At 60.1% G+C, this 25,502-nt stretch carries 26 protein-coding genes and 2 pseudogenes; 13 read left to right on the forward strand and 15 right to left on the reverse strand.

The features are described from left to right. Positions 1-2 precede the first annotated feature (2 nt). The 3 genes from N2602_RS32435 to N2602_RS32445 are packed head-to-tail and all read right to left on the reverse strand — an operon-like array spanning position 3 to position 4,392. Entirely contained in the window at positions 3-1,241 is a 1,239-nt protein-coding gene (locus N2602_RS32435) for an ATP-grasp domain-containing protein (protein ID WP_260380651.1), read from the reverse strand. After that, a complete protein-coding gene (locus N2602_RS32440; RefSeq protein ID WP_260380652.1) occupies positions 1,238-3,133 on the reverse strand; it encodes a class I tRNA ligase family protein in 1,896 nt (631 codons plus the stop codon). Before N2602_RS32440 ends, N2602_RS32435 begins: the two co-directional genes overlap by 4 nt. Continuing rightward, positions 3,130-4,392 carry a lysine N(6)-hydroxylase/L-ornithine N(5)-oxygenase family protein gene (locus N2602_RS32445; protein ID WP_260380653.1) on the reverse strand — a complete coding sequence of 421 codons (1,263 nt, stop codon included), beginning with the start codon at positions 4,390-4,392 and terminating at the stop codon, positions 3,130-3,132. The genes N2602_RS32440 and N2602_RS32445 overlap by 4 nt, the downstream gene beginning before the upstream one ends. Before the next feature lie 549 nt (positions 4,393-4,941). Here N2602_RS32445 and N2602_RS32450 point away from each other — a divergent pair. From N2602_RS32450 to N2602_RS32460, 3 genes are all read left to right on the forward strand, one after another. After that, a complete protein-coding gene (locus N2602_RS32450; RefSeq protein WP_260380654.1) occupies positions 4,942-5,094 on the forward strand; it encodes a hypothetical protein in 153 nt (50 codons plus the stop codon). Positions 5,095-5,167: 73 nt separating this feature from the next. Continuing rightward, positions 5,168-5,491 (forward strand): transposase, encoded by a 324-nt coding sequence (locus tag N2602_RS32455; protein ID WP_260380655.1) that lies wholly within the window; start codon positions 5,168-5,170, stop codon positions 5,489-5,491. Continuing rightward, complete coding sequence (locus N2602_RS32460) at positions 5,472-5,801, forward strand: IS3 family transposase (RefSeq protein ID WP_260380656.1); 330 nt, start codon at positions 5,472-5,474, stop codon at positions 5,799-5,801. The genes N2602_RS32455 and N2602_RS32460 overlap by 20 nt, the downstream gene beginning before the upstream one ends. Before the next feature lie 64 nt (positions 5,802-5,865). Here N2602_RS32460 and N2602_RS32465 read toward each other — a convergent pair whose 3' ends face one another. Continuing rightward, entirely contained in the window at positions 5,866-7,029 is a 1,164-nt protein-coding gene (locus N2602_RS32465) for a HAMP domain-containing protein (protein WP_260380657.1), read from the reverse strand. Between the two features lie 858 nt (positions 7,030-7,887). Between N2602_RS32465 and N2602_RS32470 the strand changes: the two genes are divergently transcribed. The 4 genes from N2602_RS32470 to N2602_RS32485 all read left to right on the forward strand — a co-directional run bounded on the left by N2602_RS32470 (position 7,888) and on the right by N2602_RS32485 (position 11,084). Next, complete coding sequence (locus tag N2602_RS32470) at positions 7,888-8,826, forward strand: IS630 family transposase (protein ID WP_260380658.1); 939 nt, start codon at positions 7,888-7,890, stop codon at positions 8,824-8,826. A gap of 158 nt (positions 8,827-8,984) precedes the next feature. Beyond that, positions 8,985-9,107 carry a hypothetical protein gene (locus N2602_RS32475; RefSeq protein ID WP_260380659.1) on the forward strand — a complete coding sequence of 41 codons (123 nt, stop codon included), beginning with the start codon at positions 8,985-8,987 and terminating at the stop codon, positions 9,105-9,107. Positions 9,108-9,241: 134 nt separating this feature from the next. After that, a complete protein-coding gene (locus tag N2602_RS32480) occupies positions 9,242-9,424 on the forward strand; it encodes a hypothetical protein (RefSeq protein WP_260380660.1) in 183 nt (60 codons plus the stop codon). A 55-nt stretch (positions 9,425-9,479) separates the two neighbouring features. Beyond that, positions 9,480-11,084 (forward strand): hypothetical protein, encoded by a 1,605-nt coding sequence (locus N2602_RS32485; RefSeq protein WP_260380661.1) that lies wholly within the window; start codon positions 9,480-9,482, stop codon positions 11,082-11,084. A gap of 98 nt (positions 11,085-11,182) precedes the next feature. On the opposite strand, the gene N2602_RS32490 is transcribed toward N2602_RS32485, so the two are convergent. From N2602_RS32490 to N2602_RS32500, 3 genes are read right to left on the reverse strand one after another with little or no spacing between them, the layout of a single operon-like run. After that, positions 11,183-12,565, reverse strand: a complete 1,383-nt coding sequence (locus N2602_RS32490) for a ThiF family adenylyltransferase (protein ID WP_260380662.1) — start codon at positions 12,563-12,565, stop codon at positions 11,183-11,185. Between the two features lie 29 nt (positions 12,566-12,594). Next, entirely contained in the window at positions 12,595-12,987 is a 393-nt protein-coding gene (locus tag N2602_RS32495) for a hypothetical protein (protein WP_260380663.1), read from the reverse strand. Continuing rightward, positions 12,984-13,289 (reverse strand): multiubiquitin domain-containing protein, encoded by a 306-nt coding sequence (locus N2602_RS32500; protein ID WP_260380664.1) that lies wholly within the window; start codon positions 13,287-13,289, stop codon positions 12,984-12,986. The genes N2602_RS32495 and N2602_RS32500 overlap by 4 nt, the downstream gene beginning before the upstream one ends. Before the next feature lie 76 nt (positions 13,290-13,365). Here N2602_RS32500 and N2602_RS32505 point away from each other — a divergent pair, with 76 nt between their 5' ends. The 5 genes from N2602_RS32505 to acpS all read left to right on the forward strand — a co-directional run bounded on the left by N2602_RS32505 (position 13,366) and on the right by acpS (position 16,650). Continuing rightward, entirely contained in the window at positions 13,366-13,737 is a 372-nt protein-coding gene (locus tag N2602_RS32505; RefSeq protein ID WP_260380665.1) for a helix-turn-helix domain-containing protein, read from the forward strand. A gap of 197 nt (positions 13,738-13,934) precedes the next feature. Then, positions 13,935-14,186: a helix-turn-helix domain-containing protein gene (locus N2602_RS32510; protein WP_161533401.1), complete on the forward strand. Its 252-nt coding sequence runs from the start codon at positions 13,935-13,937 to the stop codon at positions 14,184-14,186. Beyond that, positions 14,186-15,505 carry a type II toxin-antitoxin system HipA family toxin gene (locus N2602_RS32515; protein ID WP_260380666.1) on the forward strand — a complete coding sequence of 440 codons (1,320 nt, stop codon included), beginning with the start codon at positions 14,186-14,188 and terminating at the stop codon, positions 15,503-15,505. The genes N2602_RS32510 and N2602_RS32515 overlap by 1 nt, the downstream gene beginning before the upstream one ends. A gap of 137 nt (positions 15,506-15,642) precedes the next feature. Then, positions 15,643-16,068, forward strand: coding sequence for a transposase (locus N2602_RS32520; protein ID WP_260380667.1), 426 nt, complete (start codon positions 15,643-15,645; stop codon positions 16,066-16,068). A gap of 162 nt (positions 16,069-16,230) precedes the next feature. Continuing rightward, positions 16,231-16,650: a holo-ACP synthase gene (gene acpS / locus N2602_RS32525; protein ID WP_260380668.1), complete on the forward strand. Its 420-nt coding sequence runs from the start codon at positions 16,231-16,233 to the stop codon at positions 16,648-16,650. On the opposite strand, the gene N2602_RS32530 is transcribed toward acpS, so the two are convergent. The 3 genes and pseudogenes from N2602_RS32530 to N2602_RS32545 form a co-directional block, all read right to left on the reverse strand. After that, the gene (locus N2602_RS32530) at positions 16,617-17,513 is read right to left on the reverse strand and encodes a nucleoside triphosphate pyrophosphohydrolase family protein (RefSeq protein ID WP_260380669.1); all 897 of its coding nucleotides are present in this window, start codon (positions 17,511-17,513) and stop codon (positions 16,617-16,619) included. The genes acpS and N2602_RS32530 overlap by 34 nt on opposite strands. A 1-nt stretch (position 17,514) precedes the next feature. Next, a pseudogene (locus N2602_RS32540) lies at positions 17,515-18,532 on the reverse strand (nucleotide kinase domain-containing protein). 101 nt (positions 18,533-18,633) lie between these two features. Further along, a complete protein-coding gene (locus N2602_RS32545) occupies positions 18,634-18,927 on the reverse strand; it encodes a hypothetical protein (protein ID WP_260380672.1) in 294 nt (97 codons plus the stop codon). A gap of 105 nt (positions 18,928-19,032) precedes the next feature. Between N2602_RS32545 and N2602_RS32550 the strand changes: the two are divergent. Then, positions 19,033-19,447 (forward strand): annotated as a pseudogene (locus tag N2602_RS32550) (DDE-type integrase/transposase/recombinase); the annotation flags it as partial. A 428-nt stretch (positions 19,448-19,875) separates the two neighbouring features. Here the strand turns inward: N2602_RS32550 and N2602_RS32555 are convergent. The 5 genes from N2602_RS32555 to N2602_RS32575 all read right to left on the reverse strand — a co-directional run bounded on the left by N2602_RS32555 (position 19,876) and on the right by N2602_RS32575 (position 25,323). Beyond that, on the reverse strand, positions 19,876-20,712 hold the full coding sequence (locus N2602_RS32555) for an ABC transporter permease (protein WP_260383761.1): 837 nt from the start codon (positions 20,710-20,712) through the stop codon (positions 19,876-19,878). Positions 20,713-20,754: 42 nt separating this feature from the next. Beyond that, positions 20,755-21,687 carry an ABC transporter permease gene (locus N2602_RS32560; RefSeq protein WP_260380673.1) on the reverse strand — a complete coding sequence of 311 codons (933 nt, stop codon included), beginning with the start codon at positions 21,685-21,687 and terminating at the stop codon, positions 20,755-20,757. Continuing rightward, positions 21,687-22,685, reverse strand: coding sequence for an ABC transporter ATP-binding protein (locus tag N2602_RS32565; protein ID WP_260380674.1), 999 nt, complete (start codon positions 22,683-22,685; stop codon positions 21,687-21,689). The genes N2602_RS32560 and N2602_RS32565 overlap by 1 nt, the downstream gene beginning before the upstream one ends. Further along, the gene (locus tag N2602_RS32570) at positions 22,682-23,668 is read right to left on the reverse strand and encodes an ABC transporter ATP-binding protein (protein ID WP_260380675.1); all 987 of its coding nucleotides are present in this window, start codon (positions 23,666-23,668) and stop codon (positions 22,682-22,684) included. Before N2602_RS32570 ends, N2602_RS32565 begins: the two co-directional genes overlap by 4 nt. 65 nt (positions 23,669-23,733) lie before the next feature. Beyond that, complete coding sequence (locus N2602_RS32575) at positions 23,734-25,323, reverse strand: ABC transporter substrate-binding protein (protein ID WP_260380676.1); 1,590 nt, start codon at positions 25,321-25,323, stop codon at positions 23,734-23,736. Positions 25,324-25,502: the final 179 nt, after the last annotated feature.

The raw sequence follows: 25,502 nt of genomic DNA on the forward strand, positions 1-25,502 counted from the left end.
TTTCACTCGAGGGCGAAGACTGGGGTGATCGTCTCCGATACCCAATCGAGGTGCTTCGTGAGCAGTGCTTGGCTCGGCGCGGTGCTGATCACCGCGATCAGACGTTGAAGACGGAAATCGCTCGGCGGAAGCACAATGTGTGTACCGATCGATGTTTCGACGATCGCCTGCTCGACCCAAGGGTGATCGAGAACCGCCTCGAGGCCGCGATAGCCGAGCAGCCGCCCTTCCTGTTTGGCCAAGACGTAATGGATCCCGGCCACCCGCTGCGGCGCGGGCGGAGGCTGAGGTGCCGTGCCCACCGCAATGCGAGCAAGGTTTTCGTAGAAGTCATAGTGCAACGCAAGCGGGACCAGATGCGACGCGATGTAATCGCCTCCCGGCCGGGCAGCAACCTCAATGAGCGCGAACTGCGAGCCGTCGTACTTACCTTCGAGGTGGAAGGATGCATTGTCCAGGCACAGCGCCAGCACGTAGTCTTTGGTCTTTGCTTCAATCATGCTGCGCATCTCACCATCGAGGTCGGCAGGGAAAATATGCCGCACCTCCAGGCAATAGGGATCCGAGGTGAGCTTGTGCGTGATCCCGACGACGGTGACTTCACCGCCGCAAACGTACCCTTCCACACTCACCTCCTGCCCGCCGATATAACGCTCCGCCAGGAACGTCAGCGTTTCCCGGCGCAAAGTCGGGTCATACGACGGATTGCCGATCTTCTTGCGAGTGGAATGAAAGACATTCAGGTCGGCAGGCTCGCGAATGAGGTAGATTCCGGTGCTGCCCGAGGCGTTCACCGGTTTCACGATGACCGGAAGTCCCGCCACACTGATGAACTCTTCCAGATCGCTATCATTCTGCAAAAGGCGGTGCGTGAGGCCGGAAACGGACTGAGTTCGCTCGCGCAGTATCGATTTGTCCCGCACCGCGGACACGGATGCGTGAGGCAACCCGGGCAGCCGCAATTTCGCGGCAACGATGGCGCAGGCTTCCACAGCAGTTTCCGTAAAGCAGACCACACCGGCAATTTTGATACACTTTCTGATCTCCTCGACGGCGCTCTCGAGCGAGACAAGGCTTGCGGGATTACATTGGCGCCACTCGTCGACGTAGCAGGCAAGTTCCGGTGGCAGCGGCTGACCAAGCACAGCGACGCGGTATCCGAGCCGATGTGCCGCTTCGAATGCACGAATGCTTTCTCGTATGAGTCGGCGATAATTGATATAGAGGAGAAACTCCGTCATACAGTCCAGCCTCTGGTGTCGAAGGATCGCCCCGCCGGAACCCATTGCAAGGCGTGGTTCAGATATGGCACTTCTCGAATGCCAAGGCGCGCCAGGAGTGCGGTGCAGAGCCCGGGCATCACCGGCCAGGCAAGCGTCGCCCACAGCCGCAGGCCTGCAACGCTGAGGGCGCAGGCGGCGCGCTCGATGCCCGGGTGATAGCGCGCGCCAAGCGCTTCTGTTGCGAATCCATCAAGGTCGTGAAGCAAGCGGTCGATTAGCTCCGCGATCCGCCGCGGGTCGAATCCTTCGACCGAGAATAGCCGCCGGCCCTCTTGCTGACGCTCGCAAAGGTGTTGATAGAATGCGCGATGCAGGCGTTCCCAAGTGCCGGCCTCCGGGAGCGTTCCGCCGCGACGCGTTTCGACCGACTGGCTGATGTGATGAATGACGGATGCCAGCAGGCCGCGGCGCCGTTCGATCCAGTCAAAGGCCTCGAGAAAGCTAAAGCTCGTCGAGGCAACCGATGGACGGGTATGGCAGACATATAGGCGCAGCCAGTCGGCCGGAATTCCCTGGCGGGTGAGATCGTCGGCGTATATGACATGGCCGCGCGAGGTGGAGAGCTTACGGCCGTCAAGCTGGTAGAATTCGTTGCCAAAAAAACCCACGATGCGAAATCTGCTCGCGTCGTAAAGGTGGAGCAGGATTGGGAAGGTGATGCAGCGCAGATACGCGTTGTCGGAGCCAAAAAAGAGCACGAGCTCGACCTCGTCCGCGCCGAGCTCCGCATGGGAGGCAAGCATATCCTGTGCCGTCAAGAAGCGGGGGGCGAGCTCGACGGCCGAATAGAGGTTCTGGCCCTCTTGCCCGTGCAGCGGGAGAGCAAGTCCGTCAGATGAACAGATTCCGAGCGGAATGTCCGGCAACTTGCGCTGCAACACCCGGGCGACGAAATCCGGCATTTTGCCGACGTAGGCCCCCGACATCAGGTATCGCTCAAGCACTGCGCGATGCGGCTCCAGCGGCACGAACATGCGCTTCAGCGGCCGCCACGCTGCCGGCCGGTTGCAATGATTGCAGACCGGATCCATCAGCTCTTCATCCGGCACGAACAGCGCGCAGTTCTCGCATTCCGAGCTGATCACTTCGCCACAGTGCGGACAGGAGCCGCGCACGTGGGCTTCGAACAAGTATCCGTGCCCGTGCTCACAATACGGAACGCGGGCAGTTTTCTCGATGAGATGGTCGCCGGCCTCCAGCGTGGCTAAGAACTCGCGAGCGACCCGTTCGAAACGCGGCAATTCGTCGAGCGTCGCGAACACATCGAAGTCCACCCCCAGCAGACGGTAGTTAGCGAGAAAATCATCCGAGTAGGCGCGCGAGGTTTCTTGGTAGCTCCGCCCTTCGCGCGCAGCGGTGATCGCCACATGCGTCTGAAAACCCAATGTCCCACAAAGCTGGTAACAGTCGAGCCCAAGTGTCCTTTGCGCTCGCGTAAACATGTCGGCAGCGACCACCGGCCCCGCCAGATGCCCAAGATGCATCCGCCCGTTCGGCGTTGTAAAGCTCGGCAGAACGAGGCGCGTGCGCGGCGCCTTGGTGGGGGCTTTGACGCTTTCGTCAACGGTCTGCCGATCTTCCCACCAAGCATTTCCCACGACCAGGAGTTCCGCCCCATCGTTCTTGATAAGATGGGTAGTGAACGGAGACATCAGCAGCATGTCTCCGGGGCCGAGCTGTGTGGTAGAGAGCGACCCGTCGCCATAGGTGAGCGAGCCGGTGCCGGAGAACACGAACAACATCTCGCTGTCGGCGTGGCAATCCAAGCGCGTGGACTCGCCACTCTCGACGGCAAATTTAGAGGCCCTAAAATGGCGTGCCACGATGTTATCGCGCAGCTTTCTTATCATTCCTCCTCCAGTTCAGCCAGACGCGACAACATCGATGGATCCATGTCCACCGGATAGAACTCCTTTCCCATGATGCTGTTGACGATCGTTGCGTTGCGATAGGCGACGAGAGACAGATTCGCGTTCTGCAAACCATGCTGGATGCGGGTTCTGTTCTGGAAGTAGATCTTGCCTGGCAGGGCTATCCGGCTCTCCAGTGAATAGTCCGATCTGATCCTGGGCAAACTATCCTCAATGCAGGCGAGCTGCATGATGCGGTCGAAGAGTGGCGGCGTGTGGGGGACAAAACCGGTGGCCAAGATCACACAGTCGACCGGCGCCCTGCGTGTTGCTGCGGTCTCGGTGCACTTGAGCGTAACTTCAAAGCCCGCTCCATTCTGCCGCAAACCTTCGAGGCAAGCACTGACGATCAACCGGACGCCGTCGTTCTCACTGTCGACGAAGCGACGTTCATAGATTTTGTCGAAGAGTTGATTTGTGAGATCCAGCGATACGCCGTCGCTGCTCAGCCTCTTGACCTGCACCCATTCGCGCCGACGTGAGAGCGGCTGAGCTTGAAAGTGGCGGAAATAGGCAGGCGTATAATACTCGTTGGTGAATGCGCAGTCGTCCCTCGGTTCAAGGTTGTCGCGCGGCGTAACCCAAAGTATCTGCTTCAGGGGTGGGCCTGCGAGCAGCTGTTCCATCACCTCGCTGCCGCTTTGCCCCCCGCCGACGAGCAAGACTCGTTCTCCTGCGGCCGGTGGCGCCCTATTGAGATAGTCTGCCACGTGATAGACGCGTTCGCCCAACAAGGGACGCACGCAATCCGGCACGTTGGGGCAGATTCCGAGCCCAAGTACGACATGTCGGGCCTGATATTCCGCCTCAGTGGTCGTGACGCGGAAATGTGATATTTCGGGCCGCACATCGAGTGCCTTTTGCCCAAATCTAAGATACGGAAGCTGATCTGCGACCCAGGCGAAATATTGACAAAACTCCTTGCGAGAGACTGCACCGGACCGTCGATTGACGAACGCGTGGAGCCGCCCACTTCGGTGCAAAAAGTTGAGAAATGAAAACGTACTGGTTGGATCTACGAGCGACACACAGTCTTTGACATGTGACACTTGTAACTTAGCGTTCGAAAATGCCATTCCGGCGTGCCAGGCAAAACTCGGCTTATCGTCAATGAATAGGCACCGTAGCCCGGTCGGCTTCATGAGAGCGGCAAGGCTGAGATTAAACGGACCAATTCCGATACCAATTACGTCATACATGCGACGAAGCTCCCATGTGCCGGTCCTCTTCACGGCCAACTAGAAATGGTGCGGGCTGTGCGTTAAATGCATGAGTCGAACTAGCAGACAAACGTAATCGCTCGTGCCGCGTTGAGAGAGTAGAAGAAGCGGCCCCGGCGCAGATGCGCTGGGTACACGCGTTGGGTCCGCCCCTACATCATCGGTTGCTTCGTGATGCTCCTTGCATGAAGCAAGCGGCGTGCCGAACCGAAATCGCGGCGCTTCTGCAAGCGCTTGATACAACTATCGGCGAGACGCTTGAATCGAACGCCGCGTCACGTGCACGAATTGTCTCAAGGCTGACGATCGGGGCTGCGTCATATCCGACAAGGTCGGTGTGAGTTCGGTGGCCTGCACAGCCCGGCAATCGTTGGCTCCGGGAAATCGCGCGGCGCGGGCGCGGTACCGGCGCTTGATCTGCCTCACCTACTCAGTGAGGCTTCTGCATTCCCTTTTTGGACCTCGCAGCTCACGTTCCCTGAGCGCCGTCGCCAGCTCCCGCTTCTTCCCGCGCGATAAACTCTGCAATTGGGCATCAAGTTCGTCGTCTGTCATACCCGCGAAGTCGCCCGGCTTGCCGACCTCCTTGCGGTTAATGAACATGCCCAATTCTTTGCCGAGCAGCTCGACCGCGCGGTTCCCGACGTTTCCCTGGTACTGGTATTCGCCCTGCTCTTCTGAAGTGGACCCCGAATTTTGGACCGGCGGCTTAGGTGGTGCGGATGCCGGTCCGTTTTGATAAACGGATTGGCCCATGAAGACGAGACGGAAAATCGATGCGGGGCTGAAGGCAAAGATCGCCTTGGAGGTGCTGCGAGAACAATCAACGGTGACAGATCTGGCGCAGCGCTACCAGGTGCATGTGAACCAGATTTATGCGTGGAAGAAGCAGCTTCAGGATCAAGCGGTTCGGGCGTTCGACGCGGGCGCTGGTCGGGATGGAGAGGCGGCCCACGAACTGGAGCTCGAGAAGCTCCACGCCAAGATCGGACAATTGACCGTCGAGGGAGATTTCTTAGCCAGGAAGTCCGGAAGACGAGCGCGCCGATCGCCGAGGATTGCTTCAGCGCGATCATGAGAGTCTATCAATCCGCCGGCAATGCCAACTGCTGAGCGTTGCGCGATCGAGCGTGTATCGGCCGCCGCGGCCGGCCAATGACAACGACCTTGAGCTGATGCGACGGTTCGACCAGCTGTTCACGGCCTGGCCGTTCCTGGGCTCGCAGCGGATTACGGCGATGCTCAATGGCGAAGGCTGTCGCATCAATCACAAGCGCGTGCAGCGGTTGATGGGCAAGATGGGCATCGCGGCGCTGGGACCAAAGCCCAGAACCACAAAGCCGGCGCCGGGACACAAATTTCCAGTTCGACAGAAATCTGATCCTTGAGTACCCGTCGAGCTTATCCGCCAGTGACTACGCCGGCTTCGCGTACATGAGCCGCAGGGTGAAGCTAGAGTTCGGAGCGCGTGGCGATCCCTGGCCAACTGAAAAGCGGCAAAGACTCTTCGACCGCGCCGGCCATCTCGCCGAGCTCGTCCTTGCGGCCCAAGCCCGGCAGCACGACGTCGAAATTGCCCGACGCCAGCTCCCGCATCGCCTTGCACATCGCGATCATGGGACGCGAGATGCCGGTACCAAGCACGAAGGCGAGGATAACACCAAGCAACGTGCCGCCGGCGGCCAGCATCAGGATGAACTGCTTGGTCTGGCCGATGGTACCTTCCGACTCCGTCTCCAGCCGCTGCTGCTCGGAGACGAGGTCCGCCCTCATCGCGGTCGCGCCCTGCATGATGGCGCCGGCCGAGCCGGTCATCTCGGTGACGAGCTCGTCGACCAGCTTGGCATTGGCAATCAGCTTTTCCAGCGCCTCGCGATAGGCCACGAGCACCGAGTTGGCATCCTTGAGGACGGTGACAATCTTGTCTTCCTTCGAGTAGATCGCGCTCAGGGACTCCTCGACGAGCTTCAGCCACACCAGCGCGTTGTTGGCGGTCGTCTGGTCGGAATTGAGGACAAAGTTGCTGGCCGCCGCGTTGGCAGTCTGGAAATGGGTATCGACCTGCTTGGTACCGAATTCGATCGACAGCGCTTCGGCGGCGGAGGCGTTGTTGTGGATGTAGTCCAGCTTGTATTTCAGGAGGTTGGCGTTGCGCGAGAGCTGGTTTTGCACGATCCGCGCGCTATCGCGCTTGGCCTCGAGGATCTTGGCGAAGGTCGCGGAGAAGTTGGCGAACTCCCTGGCGAGCTTGTTGAGGCTCTCCAGCCGCGCCTGCTTCTTGGCGCTTTTGACCGCGTCATCGATGGCGTCCTTCAGGCTGGACTCGGCCTCCAGCGCCGCCTTGGCGTCATCCTCCTTGCCGGTGACGACGAAGTAACGGGCCGCGGCGCGGTAGGCGAGCAGCTCTCGATCGATGTTGCGGGCGAGATCGGCTTCCGAGACGCTCTCGCGATAGGATGCGACACCGGTCGAGACGCGCTCAAAGCCGAGAAAGGCGAACGCCATGGTGACGGCGGAGACGAGCAGCACCGCGCCAAAGCCGATAATGATCTTTGCGCGGAATCTAAAAACAAGAATACCATCAGTTTCTGGTTTCGATACATCGCGTCGCGACATCCCATCCCCCTCAACGTTCTTCCGACAGTCACGTGGCGGAAGCGCTCCTTCGAACTCGATTAGCTAAGTGAGATTCGTCAAGGCGCAGTAAATTCATCTATTGGGCACGATGGCTCGTTGGTCCTAAACCGCCCGCAAACTCGTTTTTGTTTGTACGAAACGCACAATGTAAGGCTATTTTGACGACGCGCGGAGTGTGTCTTTGGTCTCGCGGGCGCGGCAACATCGATCAATCGCGCGACATCGAATCTAACCGACTCCGGCAAATGTCCCGTTGTCCGTGAAGGCCATCGCTTCCGCGGCACACTTCCTCACATTGTTATGCCCCGGTCATCTAGTGCATCAAGAGCCAGGCTGTGGCACCGAGCACAAATATGACGATGAACGCAGTGATGATCATTCCTCATCTGCCTCACCACGGGTCGGGCACACTTCGGTAACCGCGACAGTTCGATTGAGCCTCTGTGGCCCCAAAAGGGCGGGCCGCACAATCGTAGTCGAGAGGTAGCCATGGGTGTCGATGTCAATCTGGAGCCATCGATCGTCGCTCGCCGGCTCCCCTCCCGACCAACTCCGAAGGCGAAGGTCACACGTTCGAAGCGTGTCAAGTGAAGACGAACATGCCGTCAACGCCGCCGTCGTCGCGCCTACGAATAGGCCAGACGCAATTTCCTCATCTGAGAGGTCTTGAGTCACGAAGAAGCTTTTTCGGAAAACGCTCGAATGCTTCCCACGTCTGAAGTGAGGGAGCCCGCTCACTCTTTCTAGAGCAAAATCTGACCGATTTGAATCGGAAGGGATTCCCATGGAGGTCAAATTCTGATTCACCCTGTGTGCTGGACAAGGAGGCCGGCACACATGGTCAAACCTTTGTCGGAGGATTTGCGGATCCGGGCGGTTGAGGGCGGAATGTCGCGTCGCGCGGCGGCGGAGCGGTTCGGTATCTCGGTTGCGAGCGCAGTGCGGTTTGTCCGGGAATGGCGCGAGAACGGGACGACAAAACCCAAACGGCAGGGCGGCGACCAGCGCTCGCAGCGCATCGAAGAGTACCATGATGCGATCATAAGCGCGATCGAAGCCAAGCCGGACATGACACTGGTTGAGATTTCCGAGATGCTCAAATCGGAGTTTGGAGCCTCGTTTGCGCCGAGTTCGATTTGGCGCTTCCTCGACCGTCACGGCATAACCTTCAAAAAAAGCGCGCACGCAGCAGAGCAGGATAGGCCTGATGTTGCGGCGGCGCGCCAAGCCTGGCGCGAACTCGCGCCGCAGCTTGATCCTGACAAGCTGGTCTTCATCGACGAGACCGGCGCGTCGACCAAAATGGCCCGGCTCTTTACGGCCGCTCAAACGTGGCCAACGTTGCCGCGCCGCGGTCCCCCACGGTCATTGGCTGACCACGACCTTTACTGCTGCTTACGCTGCACTGCCCTGACTGTGCCGATGACGCTCGACGGACCAATGAACGCCGTCGCTTTCCTCGCCTATGTCGAACAGGTGTTGGCACCTACGCTCAATCCCGAAGATGTCGTCGTGATGGACAACCTGCCGGCACACAAAGGTGCTGCCGTCCGGGCCGCAATCGAAGTCCGCGGCGCCAGCCTTCTGCTCCTGCCGCCCTATTCGCCCGATTTTAATCCCATCGAGAACGCCTTTGCCAAATTCAAATCGAGCCTGCGCAAAGCCGCAGCCAGGACTGTCGACACCCTCGAAGCCGCAATCGCCGACGCCTATAGAGCATTCACCCCTGCCGAATGCGCCAACTACTTGAAGGCCGCAGGATACAGTTCAATCTGATCGGAATCTGCTCTAACCGCCGAAATTCGCTTCCAGCGCCTACGGTCCCAAGTGCTTAATGTTCAGAACTCTTTCAGTCCTGAATTGCTGCTGCGCCGCCCACGACCAGACGCATCTCGAATCCCAAGCGTTTCGATGGCGTGCAGCGCAGAAGCGCCATGGCCCGCCTCTTGGTCGGCGCCGGCGTACTGCGGCTCGAGACCATGCAGATCGAGACGGAACGAACGAAGAACTTACCGTTCGTCCGCACCGGCGATGATATCGAAAGGGCCGGCCGCTGACCTGTGTCAATTGACGGTGAGGCGTTGTGCGCCTTAAATGAGGCAACGATTCGTTGCATTCGCTCGAGCTGTATGCTCAATAGTGGTGGCTCGCAAGTCTGGATCTTTCAACCGCAAAGCCTAACAGCCCGCACATGCCCGATAAGCCGCAGAGCATGCCTTCAAGTCTTCTCTTCACATCCGAGTCCGTTGAGTTCAGCGCCGAAGCGCTCGGGATTACGCTCAAGACGGATGAAAAGACACTGATCGAAATTGATGAAATTCAGGAAGAGGCAGTCCGTGCCGCGCAGGCAAGCAAGAAGTTCGCCCTGCGATAGAGCCTCGTCGGTTTGCGTCTTTTCATGAAGTTTGCACTGATCCAATCGATTTCCAATGAACGTCGACTATCTCGTCGGGCAGCTCAAGAGCGAGAGTGACTGGAAGACGCTGGCTGGGTGTCTTGGCGGAAATCATCGCGTCGTCGCCAGCATCATTCGGCACTTGATGGTCATCGGTGCCAAGTCGTATCTGATCGAATCCCGTTACATCGATCGCGACTATTCGTCCGACTACCGGCGCTTCTACGCGCAGACATTCAAGACCTACGATCGGCACTGCAAGCGTGTGCATTTTTTTGCCGAAGATCTTGAGCCGATCGGCACCAACAAGAATTGGGTCGAGCGAGCCGTGGCTCTCCAGAAAACCAGCAAGCGCAGCTATCTTGGTTTTTGCGTGGTGCGGCCGTTGCCCAACGCGCCGATCGGACGGACCGCCCTGCGTGGCGATGGCCCGGCTGGTCCCGATCTTGAATCCGTGGTGACATGCCGAGCCAGCGTTCGCGCCAACCTGCTCGGCGCAGAGCTTGACGTGGTGGGGGCCTGCTTCATGCAGCAGGACTCACGTGTCGGTGCTTGTGCCCAGGTCGCGATCTGGACCGGCGCGCGCCACATGCATCACAGGCACAGATACGATTGGCTCTCGGTTGCAGATATCACGCGCCTAGCCGTGCCGACGACGGCTGAGGAAGCAACCTCGCTTCCGGCAGGATCCGACTTTCTGACCTCCGAGCGCATGATCCGAGCGATCCACGACATGGGCTTTCAGCCGCTTTGCGTCGAAGGTGCCAATGTCGGCGCTGCCATCCTGCCGTACGTGGAATCGGGATTGCCGGTCATCCTCGGTCTTCAGGACAAGAAATCTCCCGGATCGCTCGGGCATGCCGTTACGGTCATTGGCCGTGTGTTCGGCAAACGGAATACCTCCAGCAACCAGCTTGCCGATTATTTTCCGGCCTACATCGTGCACGACGATCAGGCTGGGCCCTACATGCTGCTTCCCAAAGACGCGAAAACGGCGACCGCGTATAATTTCGACCCTCATCAACTGGTCCGCCATCGCCTGCATGGCACGGTCCAGGTCGATCTCAACCTGGCGGACCACGCCGTTTTCGCCGTCGTGCTCATGCCGCTGCGGGCATTCTCGACGGCCGGCGCCGCCGAACGCACCGCGTGGGGTCGGCTCGACGCCACCTTGCGCAACATGAAGGACATCCGTCGCAAGCTCGCAAAGCAAGGGGTCGAGGTGAACGACCGGCTTCTCAACGAGCTCATCTCGGCGCACAAAAACAACGGCATCGTCATGCGCACCTACCTGACCTCCGCGTCGGGCTACCGTACTCACATCGCTCAGTCCTCTGCATCGGGCGGACTAAAAGATTTGCTGATGCGCCTGCACCTGCCTCACTTCACTTGGATCACCGAAATCTCGACCGTCGATTCGTACAACCAGGCTTCGCCCGGGTTACGGCGCATGTATGGACACAGCATTCTGGACGCGACGTCGACAGGCAAGGACGCCGCAGGCCTTCTCTCCCTACACTTGCCAGGCATGCTCATCGTCCGCGATGTCAATGAGGATGATCCCGGCAAAGACGAGAAGGTCTTTGCCATTAGGGATGACGGCCTCTACGAATGTCGTGAGAAGCGCTTCATGCACTAAAGCGCAATGAGATTAGGATCCAATCATCATTACGCTTTAGCTTCTTGTTTGAGCATGATCTTTTCGGAAAACCGCTGCACACTTTTCCGGATCATATTCTAGCGCGGGCGCACCGGCAGCTGGAAATGATCACCCCGGCCCAAGCGACCGTGATCGATGCCCGAGCACTCCAAACACTCCGGATCCCGACGCGGAACGTCGTAGCTTGCGCGGTTCTTGCGCGAATTCCAACGGAACCACGCCGTCTCCGCGTCGTCATTCTTTAGTCCGGTCATATGGAACAGGAAGTCGTCGGCGGCATGCGCGCAGGCGATCGCATTCATGGTCACGACGCTTGGCGCCGCCACCCCCGGATCGTCCAGATAGGCATAGCCTTTCTTGACCGTGTCCGGCACGGCTTCGTCCTGAATGCGAGCCGGGTTGATGAGGCCGTTGCACCACAAGCAACCGTGCCCCGGGCGCACGCTGCGCGCGACGCAGAACACATCGCCGACTTCGCCGGCTTGGCTGACCGGAATTTTTGCGCCGACCTGCACGCCGGGAATGCCGTACTGGTTGACGACGGCGTTGAACAACAGCCGCGCACTCATCGTGTCCGCCGCCAGGAAGAGGTAGTCGCAATCGGTAAACCGCGTTGCCACGTCGGCGTCGAGAAAGTCGCGCGGCAAGGCAATCACCTTCGCGTTCGGATTCGCGCGCTTAATGTTGCGCGCCGCCATATGAACCTTGTACTGGCGCAACATCTCGCGGATGCGCCCCGGCAGCCATGCGGGCGGCGATGCGTCCGAGCGCCAAGCGGCGATCAGGCGCGGCAGGTTCGTCATCTCGGCCTTGTCAGGATCAGCGAGAACGAATTCACCCACGCCAAGCCGGCCAAGCAACTCTGCCAGAATCGATCCTGCGCCGCCCAGGCCGATGATGCCCACGCGCGTGCGTGCCAGGATGGCTTGCCCACGGTCGCCGAACAGCCGACTTTGACGGTCATAGTCCGGAATGCGTCTCGCCACTGCGGGCGGTTGCGGAAACAACTCAAGGCGCTTACCGCCGATGACAGCGGCACTTGCGAGCGGCGCTCTGCGCCCGCCGGGCAGCCAGAGATCGCCCGCTACGGCGGCGCCAGCGAACACGAGCGCGCCGACAGGCATGCCGCGCGCGATATCGATCAACGCGGGATAGCCGCGTTCATGCGAGGCCATGTCGTCTGACGAGAAGGCGACGGCGGTCGTGCCACCATGATTATGTATCGCAAGATACGCGAGCTTGAGGTCGCGGGCGCGCAAGATGCGGCTTTGGATGAACTGGGCCTTAAGCATCCGGTAGCCGTATTTCCCCGGCACATAGTCGACGCCGTCGACGGCCAGATGCAGCTCGCGCGCGACGAGGCGCAGGCCACGGTCGGACTGACAAATTCCGGCCAGAATGATCGCGCCGTGCTCGTCGTGATCGCCAGGGAACAGGTGCCGCATCAGGGTCTGGTACATGCCTTCGGGCAGACTCAGACGCCAAGGACCTATGGATGGGTGCGAAGCCATTGCATCACTTTCAGGAGTTTGAGCGCCGCGGTGTCGGTCGCCGGGTTGAGCTTGTTTGAGCGGCGTGAGATCTGCATCGCGGGCTTGCCGCGATGAGAGGCGAGCCCAAGACCTTCGCCAAGGGGGCGCCCATCGGCGCGCTTCAACTCGGCGCAGGTGAAATGCGGGTACACATCCGCATACGGATATTGAAAGGTGATTTGAAAGCCGACCCAGATCGTGGGCTGGATATAGGGTGAGCCGAGCGACACGTCGCGCACCATGACGTATGCGCCGCCCGAACCATCCGGTTCGGCATCGACCTGGCACTCGGGGAAGGATGAGCGGATTTCCGCAATGGCCTTCTCAATGGCGGGCGTAATTGCGGTCATGAGTTGTCATCGTTCGGAATGGCCAGGAAGCGATCGCCGCCGTGCACGGTGATCTTCTGATCGTCGCCGATCAGCTCGGTCTTGCCGCCGCCGCGCTCGATGCTCAGCACGAAGTCGAGCTGGATCGGGACGTGCTGCGCAATCGCCGCCTGTTTGATACTCAGGCCGGTCTGCTTCTTGTCCTCGACCGTGACCGGTTTTTCGTTGACGAAAAGACTGACCGGCTTGTCGGGGCCACCGCCATGACCTCCGCCCTGACCGGGATTGCCGCCCGGGTGGTCCTTTTCCTCGTTGCTCGCCATGGTGATCTCCTTGCGAAAGTGAAATTGAATTGCTAGTGTGAAATCAATATTGCGATCTAGGAGGAGAATTGCAAGAGTGAAATCGAAAAATTCTGACCCTGCCCCGTTCGACGTCGCCGCTCTTCATGCCGCGCTCGATTCAGAACGGATCGCCCGGCGATTGACTTGGAAGGATGTTTCCGGGGAATCCGGTGTAAGTGCCTCAACACTAACGCGTTTGTCCCAGGGAAGGCGCCCTGACGTCGACAGCTTGGCTGCTTTGACGCAATGGCTCGGCCTGCCGGCTGACCGCTTTATGGGGCAGCGGAAAGTCGCTTTCGGTGCGGCCAGCCCCTTAACCCAGATCTCGTCCATTCTGCGTGAAGATCCCAATCTCAACGAGGACGCCGCTGCGGCCTTGGATGAGCTGATCAAGGCGACGTACGCCCGCCTGCGATCGCAGAAATGACGTGACCGATTGGAACCGCCCTGCTCTCGAAGGGATATTCGGCTTTATTTTTTCATTGATTTCAGTTCCTTAACAGAGGGACAGGTTTGAAATCGCAGGCTCACGCGATTGTGTTAATATACGCAAAGCCGTATAATTTCAAAATATTCGCGATCGCGTATATTGACGCTATATACGCATTCGCGTATCGTGACCTGATGGACACGATTGCCCGCACCCCGCAACAAGTTGGCGCCGGGATTAGGCGCTACCGGCGGCAGAAGAAGCTCACCCAGGGTGACCTCGGCGAGAAGATGCATGCGCGCCAAGCGACGGTATCGAAGCTGGAGGCCGGTGAACCTGCAACCCAGCTGCGCATCTTGATGGATGCGCTGGCCGCGCTCGATCTCGAGCTGGTCATCCGGCCGCGCACCAAATTGACGGCTGAAGCGATTGAGGATCTGTTCTGATGGCGCGTCGCCCTGCCCACGCGCCGCTCAACGTCTACCTCAACGCACGACTGGTCGGGCGGCTGCGGCGCGAGAGCAGCGGCGCAATCGATTTCCAGTACGACAAGCAGTGGCTCGCGTGGGAAAATGCGATCCCTGTTTCGGTGTCGCTGCCTCTGCGGGAGGATCGCTATATCGGCGATCCTGTCGTCGCTGTCTTTGACAATCTTCTGCCCGACAATAACGACATCCGCCGGCGCGTCGCCGAACGCGCGCATGCTGACGGCGCGGACGCTTACAGTCTGCTCTCCGCCATCGGCCGCGATTGCGTTGGCGCGCTGCAATTCCTTCCCGGCGGTGCCGCCGCCGGCGCCGCCGGCGCGATTGATGGCCGCGCCGCTAGCGATCAGGAGATCGCCGCCATTCTCGGCAATCTTGCCAGCAATCCGCTCGGCATCGGCCCCGACCAGGACTTCCGCATTTCTCTCGCAGGCGCGCAGGAAAAGACAGCGTTGCTTTACTGGAAGGACAAGTGGCACGTTCCTCACGGCACGACCGCAACTACGCACATCATCAAGCCGCAGATCGGAAAGTTGCCGAATGGAATCGACCTGACCAGCAGCGTTGAAAATGAGCATCTGTGCCTTGAGCTGGTTGCCGCACTCGGCTTGCCTGTCGCTAAATCAAGCATCGTCGATTTCGCGGGGGGCCGCGTGCTCGCAGTTGAGCGGTTTGATCGCACCTGGACGCGCGACGGCCGCCTGTTGCGGCTGCCGCAGGAAGACTGCTGCCAGGCGCTGTCCGTTCCCCCCGCGCGCAAGTATGAATCCGACGGCGGACCCGGCATCCGCAAGATCTCGGATTTTCTCAAGGGCAGCGACACGCCTGAGGACGACCAGGCTATTTTCTTCAAGGCGCAGATCGTGTTCTGGCTGCTTGCCGCCACCGATGGCCACGCGAAGAATTTCAGCATTCATTTGGCGCCAGGCGGACGTTTTCATCTTGCCCCGCTTTACGACATCATTTCGACCCAACCGAGCTTGGACGCTGGACAGATCAGCCAAAACCAAATGAAGCTGGCCATGGCGATCGGCAGCAACCGGCATTACGTCGTCCACACGGTTCTCGGCCGACATTTCGTGCAAACTGCAAAAGACTGCGGTCTACCCGACAAAACAGTCAAAGTCGTCATCCAGCAGCTCGGCGACACAGCCGCAAAAAGCATAGATCAGGTGCTGAATGCGCTTCCAAAAGATTTTCCGGAGAAGATGGCCAAATCGATTGCTGATGGCGCGAAGCGCCGCCTGAATTCGTTGGCCATACTCAAGAGTAGTGAATGATGCTCAGCCTGGCGGCGCGGCCCGTAAGGGGGCAGGTTTTTATGTCTAGAGCAAAATCTGACCGATTTGAATCGGAAGGGATTCCCATGGAGGTCAAATTCTGATTCACCCTGTGTGCTGGACAAGGAGGCCGGCACATGGTCAAACCTTTGTCGGAGGATTTGCGGATGCGGGCGGTTGAGGGTGGAATGTCGCGTCGCGCGGCGGCGGAGCGGTTCGGTATCTCGGTTGCGAGCGCAGTGCGGTTTGTCCGGGAATGGCGCGAGAACGGGACGACAAAACCCAAACGGCAGGGCGGCGACCAGCGCTCGCAGCGCATCGAAGAGTACCATGATGCGATCATAAGCGCGATCGAAGCCAAGCCGGACATGACACTGGTTGAGATTTCCGAGATGCTCAAATCGGAGTTTGGAGCCTCGTTCGCGCCGAGTTCGATTTGGCGCTTCCTCGACCGTCACGGCATAACCTTCAAAAAAAAGCGCAGTGACGAGTACCGCTTCAGCCCCAACAGCCCCGCAAAGGACCGGCCGCGCTTCTGCGGCGCAAAGTCGATAAAGTCCTGAAATGTCTTTCCATCGAGAAGGACGAACTCGCGATTGAGGTCCGCCAGGATCGCATTTCCGTCTGCACCTGCAGTCGCCGTCCCTCCGCCTGCCGGTTCAGGACGACGACTAGCGTACAACTCCGGATTGTCCGAGACATCCAAGGACCATAGGATCGTGCGCATGGTGGTGCTGGGACATGGGGTCGATCTCGTGGAGGTCGAATCAATCCGTCGCTGGATCGAAGATCCGCGGGATCCTCTCGTCTCACGCTGCTTCAACCCCGAGGAGGTCGTGGAGATCGGCGCAGGGGCGGACCGGATTGAGCGTTTCGCCGGCAGGTTCGCCGCCAAGGAGGCCGTCCTCAAGGCGCTCGGAACCGGATACGGCGCTGGTATTTCCTTCAAGGACGTCGTGGTGCGGCGGGACGCGGGACGTCCGCCGAAGGTTGTCCTTAAAGGGGGAGCGGCGCTGGCCGCGGCCGCGATGGGCGTAATTGAGTGGAAACTCAGCATCAGTCACGCCGGCGGCATGGCTATCTCCAGCGCGATCGCACTCGGCGTTCCGGTTCAATCTGCGCGGCGGGACGAGGGACCCAGATAATCCACTCGGTGGTCATCGAGATCGACGGAGATGCGGCCGCCGCCCTCGGCAAGCACCGCGCGCCAAACCGCGAAGCCCTGAAGGATGGCCTGCTCCCACTCGCCCGTCGTGCGCAGCTTCACCTCCAGGTGCGAGGTCATGTCCTTGATCGTGCGCAGCAGCTGAAAGTCCAGGCGACCCACGCCCTCGAGCATCCGGTGCCGGCGGGCGTAGTCGAACGCGAGGGCGGCGACGCCCTCTTCGATCACAGCGGCGCGGCCGCCATCCTCCACCTCGTCGAGCAGTGGCCTGCTTTTCCGCTTGCGCCGGATCAGCGACCGCGTGACCGGCGACCAGCCGAGAACCGCGGCATACGCAAAATGGAAGACGTCATGGAAACTATAGCCGTCGGCATCGTAGGCGTTGTCGGTGAGCTCGCTGCCGAACGGCTCGCCGTCAATGAGGACGCGCACCCGCCGGCCGACACCACCTTCGCAGTCGACCAGTTCGACCTCGAACCGGCGCGGCAGGCGTTCATTCTCCGGAAGATCGGCGTCGAAGCTGTCCGACGTCACGTCGGCGGAAAGGAAGCGGCCACGCGTCTTGTGGAGATTGGCGGCGGCGAACTCGTTGAGGTCGAGACCGAACTTGCTGGCGACGTTCGCGACATACCACATGAGATCGCCGAGCTCCTCGGAAACGTGCTCCTTGGAAAGCCGATGCGCCTCGCCGTCCCGCAGGTGCTTCTTGTATTCGCTCAGCAACTGGCCAGTCTCTCCGGCGAGACCCAGCATCGGCACGATCAGCGACGTCATGTCGTCACGTTCCTTTGCCGGCACGCGATCAGTGGCCAAAGCCTGCTGCTGGTAAGTCTTGAAGTCCATCCTATGCTCCTGTCGTGGCCGGTCGCGCGAAGGGCGGCGCGCCCGATTCGATCTTCAGGTTCAGTTTCCATTTCCGCGGGTAGAACGGTTTGATAGGTGTCAAATTCGCCTGGAATTTCTGCTTGATGCGGGTCCGCCCGGTCTTACCCGACACGTGCGGATGGACCACGCGGGCGTACTTGTCGACTTCGCAGAACAGGTTCTGGCAATCGATCAACTGGAGACGACGCCCCCCAAAGGCTTTGGAACTCGAGACCGTAGCGGTCGAACTCCCGCTCTTGGATGTCAGCCATCAGACGGATTAATTCAGGTTCGTTCAGTCCCCCGGGGTCGCGGAAACATTTGCGCAAGCCGTCCCGCGCGCCCGGTCCCGGAACGACGAACTCCATCTCGCTAAAGTCCGTGATCTCGCTGTAGTTGATGTCGAGGATGAACTGGTAGGCCAGGAAGTCTCCGATCGTCGGATAGGAACGCAACTTCTCGAAACCATCCTGCATCGAGCGAGCCTGCGCGAGACGATCCGGAAGGCGATCGGCCATCATCCGCTCCAGCATCAACAGATTGTTCTGGTGCTTGGCGGAACGCCCATAGGCGGCCGCGCCTGGCGGCATGATGTAGGCCGCCGAATAGATCTGCTTGCCCGCGGCTTTCGCGCCGTCGAGCACGGCGTTAAAGTGTTCGAAGCGGTAGTCCTCGAAGGTGATCTGACCCAATGCGTGCTCGAGCATTTCCCAGGTTTCGATCTTGTTGAACAGCTTGAACAGAAGGATCCTGAAGAAGACCTCGGCGTGGGTCTTCGGCAGGTCCTCGCGATAGATCACCCGCCTGATCAGATACTGGCTAACGCGATCGGACGCGCGATACGCATTCGTGAACTTGTAGGTCCCGATCACGCGGTCGCGCGTCCACGGCGGCGCTTCCGCGCGCGCTCTGCGGAAGAAGACAGCTTGCCGCTCCGCCGCGAAACGCCAATAGCTTTCGTAGACCTCTGATATCGTCGCCGGCGCCAGATGGCTCATGACAGTCGGGGACGCGGGCCGCCGATCGTCCGACGTCCCGCCCGCATCTGTCCTTCTCGTTGCGCCGCGCGTCCTAGCCGATCGGTTACGCGAAGACTCCTTCAAACCGAAACTCCCCCCGCGAGCCCGACCGGCTCGCCGATTCCTGGGACGATCGACGGCGCGACGGCGGCGCGCAAGGCGGCGATCATCGGCTCCAAGGAGGCGTCCTTCTTCCTGACGCCGTCGAGCTTGGCGACGCCGACGGTCACGTTGAGTCTGACGAGAGGAAGCTGCATCTCGTGCGCCATGAAGGCGCCGAGACGTGCCAGTCCGAGATAGTTGCCGTACGCCTTATCGAACACGTACTGGGTAGCGTAGAAGGCGTTGGCGACGAGCCCCTCGTTCGTAGGCACGAACGAAACGTGCTGCAGACACGGAAACACCAGTCGCGCCTGCCTCGTGTGATCGCGGGCCGGATCGAAAATCGAAACCTATAGCATGGTGTCGCGAACGCCCTCCTCTTCCCGTATCTCCTGCGCCATATGGTGATCGACCGGCCAAATCAAGTGTGGGCGGCCGATATCACCTATGTGTCGATTGGCCAGGGCTTTCGATCTCTGGTGGCGATCATTGATTGGGCGAGCCGTGCGGTGCTGGCCCGGCGCCTGTCGATCGTTCTGTGTGTCTGCGCTTGAAGAGGCCTTGGCGCGCTTCGGCCGGCCTGAGATCTTCAATATCGACCAGGGCAGCCAGTTCACCAGCGCCGCCTTCACCGGCACGCTGGCCACCACCGATGTCAGGATCTCGATGGACGGTCGCGACCGCTGGATGGACAACGTGTTCATCGAGCGGCTGTGGCGCTCGCTCAAATACAAGGACATCTATCTCAAGGGTTATTCGGATGGCCATGAGGCCAAAGCCGGAATCGCCCGATAGATCGAGTTTTACAGTTTCCAGCGCCCCCATCAGGCGCTGGAAAACCGCGCGCCGATGGCGGTCTGGCGGGCCGGTGTCAGCGGCGCATTCGGCGAAGAGGCTGTGGATATGAAGCCTCCCGCAAGCGAGAAGCTTGGACAACGCTGCGGGTTGCCCACATCCCCACAGCCACAACAGCAGCAAGCAAGAGTAGCGTAAAGTATTGGGAAGAACGAGCGGCAGCAGCGCCACTTAAGAACCGGATCCGGTGGTCCTCAGCATAGGGTCCACTTCATGGCTCTTCTCTTGCCCTGCCATTGCAAGAACAGATCACCTTGAGACATGAAAGGTCCGACCAAGGCATGAACTTGTCTGCTATGTTGCCGAAAGAGTACGATCGTCTCCCTGCGAGCGATGAGATATCTTCGATCTCGCTTTTCAAAGTCTCACGATAAGGTTCTGTCGATCCGGTCGCGCAGCCAGTCGCCAACCAGCGAAATCGACAAAGTCGTAAGCGAGATGACCAGCGAAGGCAGAACAAGGATCCAGGGAGCACGGGTCAGATAGTCACAACCATAGCCGACCATATTGCCAAGGGAAGTCAGCGGCGGCTGCACTCCGAGTCCAAGGAAGCTAAGGCCGCTCTCGAGCAGAATGATGTCCGGAAAGGCGAGGGTCATGGTGACGATCAAGGTCGAAGCAATGTTCGGCATGATGTGGCGCAGGTAGAGACGCCATGGACTTGCGCCAAGCTGGCATACGGCGATCACGTAGGCTTGCTCATTGGCACTCATCGCAAGCGCGCGGGTGACGCGGGCGTATCGCTCCCATCCGTGGAGACCGATGAGCCCCACGAAAAGGAGCAAGGAATTGCCGAAGAAGGCAAGCACCGCGAGCGCCAAAACCAGAAAGGGCATGCTTGCCTGAAAATCGACACAGCCGAGAATGAGCTGCTCTACCCAGCCGCGGAAGTGAGCAGCCAAAAAGCCAAGCGTGATGCCAAGGATGGCGCCGATCAAGGTCGCCGCGAAAGCAATAAGGAGGCTGATGCGAATGGATATGACCAGCCGTGCCAGTACGTCCCGGCCGAGCTCATCTGAACCGAAGGGATGTGCGATGGTTCCGCCAAGGCCAAGAGGTGCAGCGAGGCGATGATGAAGGTCAAGGGCTGCATAATCATGAGGAGCGAGGTGATCTGCAAATATCGCGACGAGAAGCATGAGAAGCAGCCAGGCGACTGCTATTCCGATCGCGCGGTCGCGCCACCACCACACCTTTCGCATCTTTGAAGACGGCAGAGAATGGTCTGCGGAAATGCTCGACACTTATCGCCTCCCAGAGCGCAACTGGCGCAAGCGTGGATCGAGCATGCCGTAGAGCAGATCGATCGTGAGATTGGTCGTGATCATAGCGGCGGCCACGACGAGCAGGATGCACTGAACGACAGCCAAATCGCGACTCGCAACTGACACGACCAGCAGACTGCCAATGCCTGGCCACGAATATACACTCTCCACGAGCACCGTTCCCGCGATGAGATTGCCGACCATGAAGCCGACGATGGTCAGCACTGCTATCGCGGCGTTTGGCAGAGCGTGACCGGTCACGACGCTGGCCCAAGGCACGCCCTTGGCGCTGGCCGCACGAATATAGGGCTGTCCAAGCACCTCGAGCATGGCGCTGCGGCTGAATCGCGCCAGAACGGCCGCGCCGCCCAGACCGAGCGTGATGACGGGCAGCACCACATGGTGCCAAGTGCCCGCGCCGCCCGAGGGGAACCAGGGGAGCTCGACGGCGAAAGCGAGTATGAACAGGAGGCCGAGCACGAAAGAGGGCACGGTGAAGCCCACGACAGCGACCATCATCACCAATCGATCCGCCAGACTATCCCGCTTGAGGGCCGCGTAGATGCCGGCCGGAATGCCGATCATCAGGTTGAGGATCAGCGCCGGCGCAGTCAGCATCAAGGTGACCGGAATGCGCTCGGCAACGACGGTAATCGCGGCACGCCCGTCACGCATCGACTGGCCGAGATCTCCATGAACGACCGCAAAGAGGTATTTGACGTACTGCACCCAGAGTGGTGCATCGAGCCCCCAGGCCTTTCGGAAGGCCTCGACTGCTTCTGCCGGGGTTTCCGGCGACAACAACGCTAGGGCCGGATCGCCAGAGGCGCGCAGCACCACGAATGCGAATGTGACCACAACTCCGATGGTCAGGAACGCGCGTGCGAAGCGGACCAGAATGAAGCGAGCCATCATGTCTCCTTGTCGAGTTCGGCACCATGGTCGCCGATCAGATGGCAGGCGACGCGCCGCCCGTCAGGCGCGGATCTGAGCTCTGGGGCGAACCGCGCGCAAAGCGGAAGAGCGACCGGACAGCGAGGATGAAATGCACAGCCGCCCGGTCGCGCAGCCGGATTGGGCGGATCTCCTTCAAGGATGGTGCGAGAGCGATGTCGGCCGGGCCTTGGCACCGCGGAAATGAGCGCCCGCGAATAAGGATGCAAGGGATCCAGAAGAACTGCCTCAGACGATCCTTCCTCGACGATACTGCCGAGATACATTACAGCAATCCGATTGCTGATCAGCCGGACCACTCGCAGGTCATGGCTGATGAAAATCATCGCCATGCGTCGTCGCTCCTGCAGGTCGCGCAGAAGATTGATCACTTGCGCCTGGATCGAGACGTCGAGTGCTGATACTGGCTCGTCGCAGACAATGAGATCCGGATCTGTGGCCAGCGCACGAGCCAGGACGGCACGCTGGCGCTGGCCGCCTGAAAGCTCGTGCGGATAGCGCCCGACGTGGTCGGTCCTGAGCCCCACATCGGTAAGAAGCGCATTGACCCGCCCGTCTCGTTCCGACTTGCTGCCAAGCCCGTGAATTTCGAGCGGCTCGGCTATTTGCGCGCCGATCGTCAGGCGGGCATCGAGAGCGGCTAGCGGATCCTGGAACACCATTTGGATTCGCATCCTGAGCCGACGCCATCGACGATCGCCGATAGCGGGCAAAGCTTCGCCGCCGAAGGTCACCTTGCCGGCATCCGGCCGGTCCAGGCCGATCAGGAGCCGGCCCGCGGTCGACTTACCGCAGCCGGATTCGCCAACCAGTCCGAGGGTCTCGCCGGGAGCCAGCTGCAGGGAGAGCCCATTGACCGCCTGGACTATCGCTGGAGGTTGGAAAAGACCCTGTGGCAATCGATAAGCTCGGACAAGCCCGTCTGCCTGGAGGATCGGCGGAGCAGTCCTGCTCATGCAGCCACGACCTCGCCCGCGCGCGCTTCGCTCGTGACATGCAAGCAGGCAGCCCTGTGTCTGATGTCGCCATCCAGCGAGGCGAGCTCAATTGCCCATTCATGACAGCGTCCGATCCGCCGATTGCATCGAGGGGCGAAAGGACAGCCTGGCGGAAACGCGGCTGCGTTTGGCACGATACCGGGAATGGCTAAGAGGCGTTGCCGCGGCCCATCCAGACTTGGAAGAGCCGCAAGAAGACCTCTCGTATATGGGTGGGCAGGTTGGTCGAAGAGGCGGTCGGCGGGCACTTCTTCGACGGTGTGCCCCCCGTAAAGGACCATGACACGTTCGCAGATCTCGCTGACGACACCGAGATCATGCGAGATCAGGACCAGCGCCATGCCTGTCTCGCGCTGGATTTGCCGCAGCAGCTCAAGGATCTGCGCTTGAATTGTGACATCCAGGGCGGTAGTAGGCTCATCAGCGATCAAGATGTCGGGCTGTCCTGCAAGCGCCATGGCGATCATGACGCGCTGGCTCTGTCCACCGGAGAATTCGTGGGGATAGGCGCCAAGCCGGCGCGCTGCATCGGGGATGCCGACTTGGTCGAGCAGCCGTCGCGCTTCGGCCCGGGCCGCGCGGTGGTCCATGTCACGATGGAGCCTCAAGGCCTCGACGATCTGATCGCCCACCCTGTGCACGGGATTAAGCGCGCTCGCCGGGTCCTGGAAGATCATGGCGATCTGCCCGCCCCGTACCTTGTCCAGGCGAGAGGCTGGTGCATGGAGCAGCTCCTCTCCGGCCAGGCGTACGCTGCCCGTTACTTTAGCGCGCTGCGTCAACAGTCCAAGCGCGGCAAGCCATGTCACCGATTTGCCGCAACCGCTTTCTCCGACCATGCCCAGCGACTCGCCGCGTGCGAGCGTGAGATTGATTCCGCGCAGCGTCGGCACAGCGTCGAACGCAACACGCAAACCTTCGATCTGAAGAAGCGCTTCCATGCGAGGCCCCTGCTCGTCCCTCATCATAGAGGCCGCATCCGCTTTAAGCCGATTCAAGGTATGCATCATCGCGATTCTGTCCGGATCAGAGCTCTGTTGAATGGGCCGAAATTGAGATCGAGCGTCAGTCCCGGCAGCCATGGCACATCGCGGCGCTTGCCATAGAACTGGCCTGAGACGTGCAGGATCACGCAAGGGGGATCGACCTCGTTGATGATCTCGAGCATGCGGCGGATGATCGGCCGGCGCTGTTCGTTCTGCACGGTGTCCAGGAGCTTGGCGCCGAGCGCGAAATATTCCTCGTTCCTCCAGACTCCGATCGACCTTGGCAGAGTGCCGCTCGGACCGAATTCACGCCAGGGGTGGCCGAGATGATCCAGAAACAGCGCCGTATTCGACGTATCGAAGATCGCACGCACCGGCTGGCGCTGAACTTGCGCGAAGTTTTCCATCATCTGGATTTTGACGTTCAGGCCAACCGCGCGCCACATCTCGATCATCGTTTGCGCGCCAGAGACTTGATTGGGGTAGTAATTGTTGAGCAGACGATAGGTGATCTGCTCTCCCTTGTAGCCAGCATCAGCCAGCAACTCCTTGGCCTTGCCGGGATCATAGGCAAGCGAAGGGAATTCGCGGATGTAGCCGTCGCCGTAGCTCGGCAGCTGGTAGCCGTTCGGAATCGGGACCCGGTTCTCCCACAAGCTTTGCACGATCAGCTTGCGATCGAGCGCAAGGCTCATCGCACGGCGAACACGCGCATCCTTCAGAACGGGATCAGTCTGATCGAGGGCGAGCGAGCGGATATTCTGCACGGCACCACCCACGACCTCGAGATCAGCACGCTTCTGGATGGTCGCGAACTGGTCCGGCGGAATGTCAGTGGCGACGTCGAGCTCGCCGGCGAGCAGGCCGTTCACGCGCGCGGAAAGCTCGGGAATGATGCGGTATTCGATGCCATCGAATGGCGGCCGCCCGCCCCAATACGCATCATGGGCGCTCAATGAGACACGAATATCGAGCTTGTGATCGACGAGCTTGTAGGGACCGCTTCCGACAGGGGCAGTGGTCCAGCGCTGCCACGAGCCCGCTGCCAGGAACGCGCGCTGGCTCACGATCTCAGATCCCCATGCGGCCAGACGCTGCTCGATGAGCGCGTCGCTACCCTTTGCATGCACAATGACGGTGTAAGGATCGACGATTTCGACCTTCTCGAGCCGATCAAGCGACTGAAGCGCCTCGGACATTCCGCTGCGTCCAGGTCCCAGAAGATGGTCAGGACCAAGGCTGAAGGCAACATCTTCAGCCGTCAAAGGCGTCCCATCGTGGAAAACGACGTCCTTGCGCAAGAACAGCCGCAGCGACTGCGCGTTGATCCGCTCCCAACGCTCCGCCAAGCCCGGCCGTAGCGTCATGTCTTGGGCATGGTCTACTCTGATCAGCGTATCAAAAAGCTGCGGCATGACCCGACGAATGGCAGTATCGGTCGCGATAACTGGATCAAAGGATCGCGGAAATCCGGACATGCCGACTTTGAGGCGGCGACGCGGCAATGTCTTAGGCTCAGCCTCCACAGCGCCGGCGCCTGTGCTGGCCAGCACGCTTGCGGCAAGGCTACCTGCGATGGCTTGCCGCCGCGTCAGATCGATACGGGTCATCACCGCCTCCGCTTCCACGTCTATTGATGTGAATGCCAGCCCGCGAATTGCTCGACCGGCACAAGCTCTTGATCTCCGAAATCGAGCGCTTGTGTTGCTCAATTTCGCGATTGTGCGCGACCTTAGAAGCCTGAAACTGCTACGCCAGAATGACACACATCGAATAAATCGATATGTGC

The sequence above is a fragment of the Bradyrhizobium sp. NC92 genome (genome assembly GCF_025200865.1).
Lineage (GTDB): Bacteria > Pseudomonadota > Alphaproteobacteria > Rhizobiales > Xanthobacteraceae > Bradyrhizobium.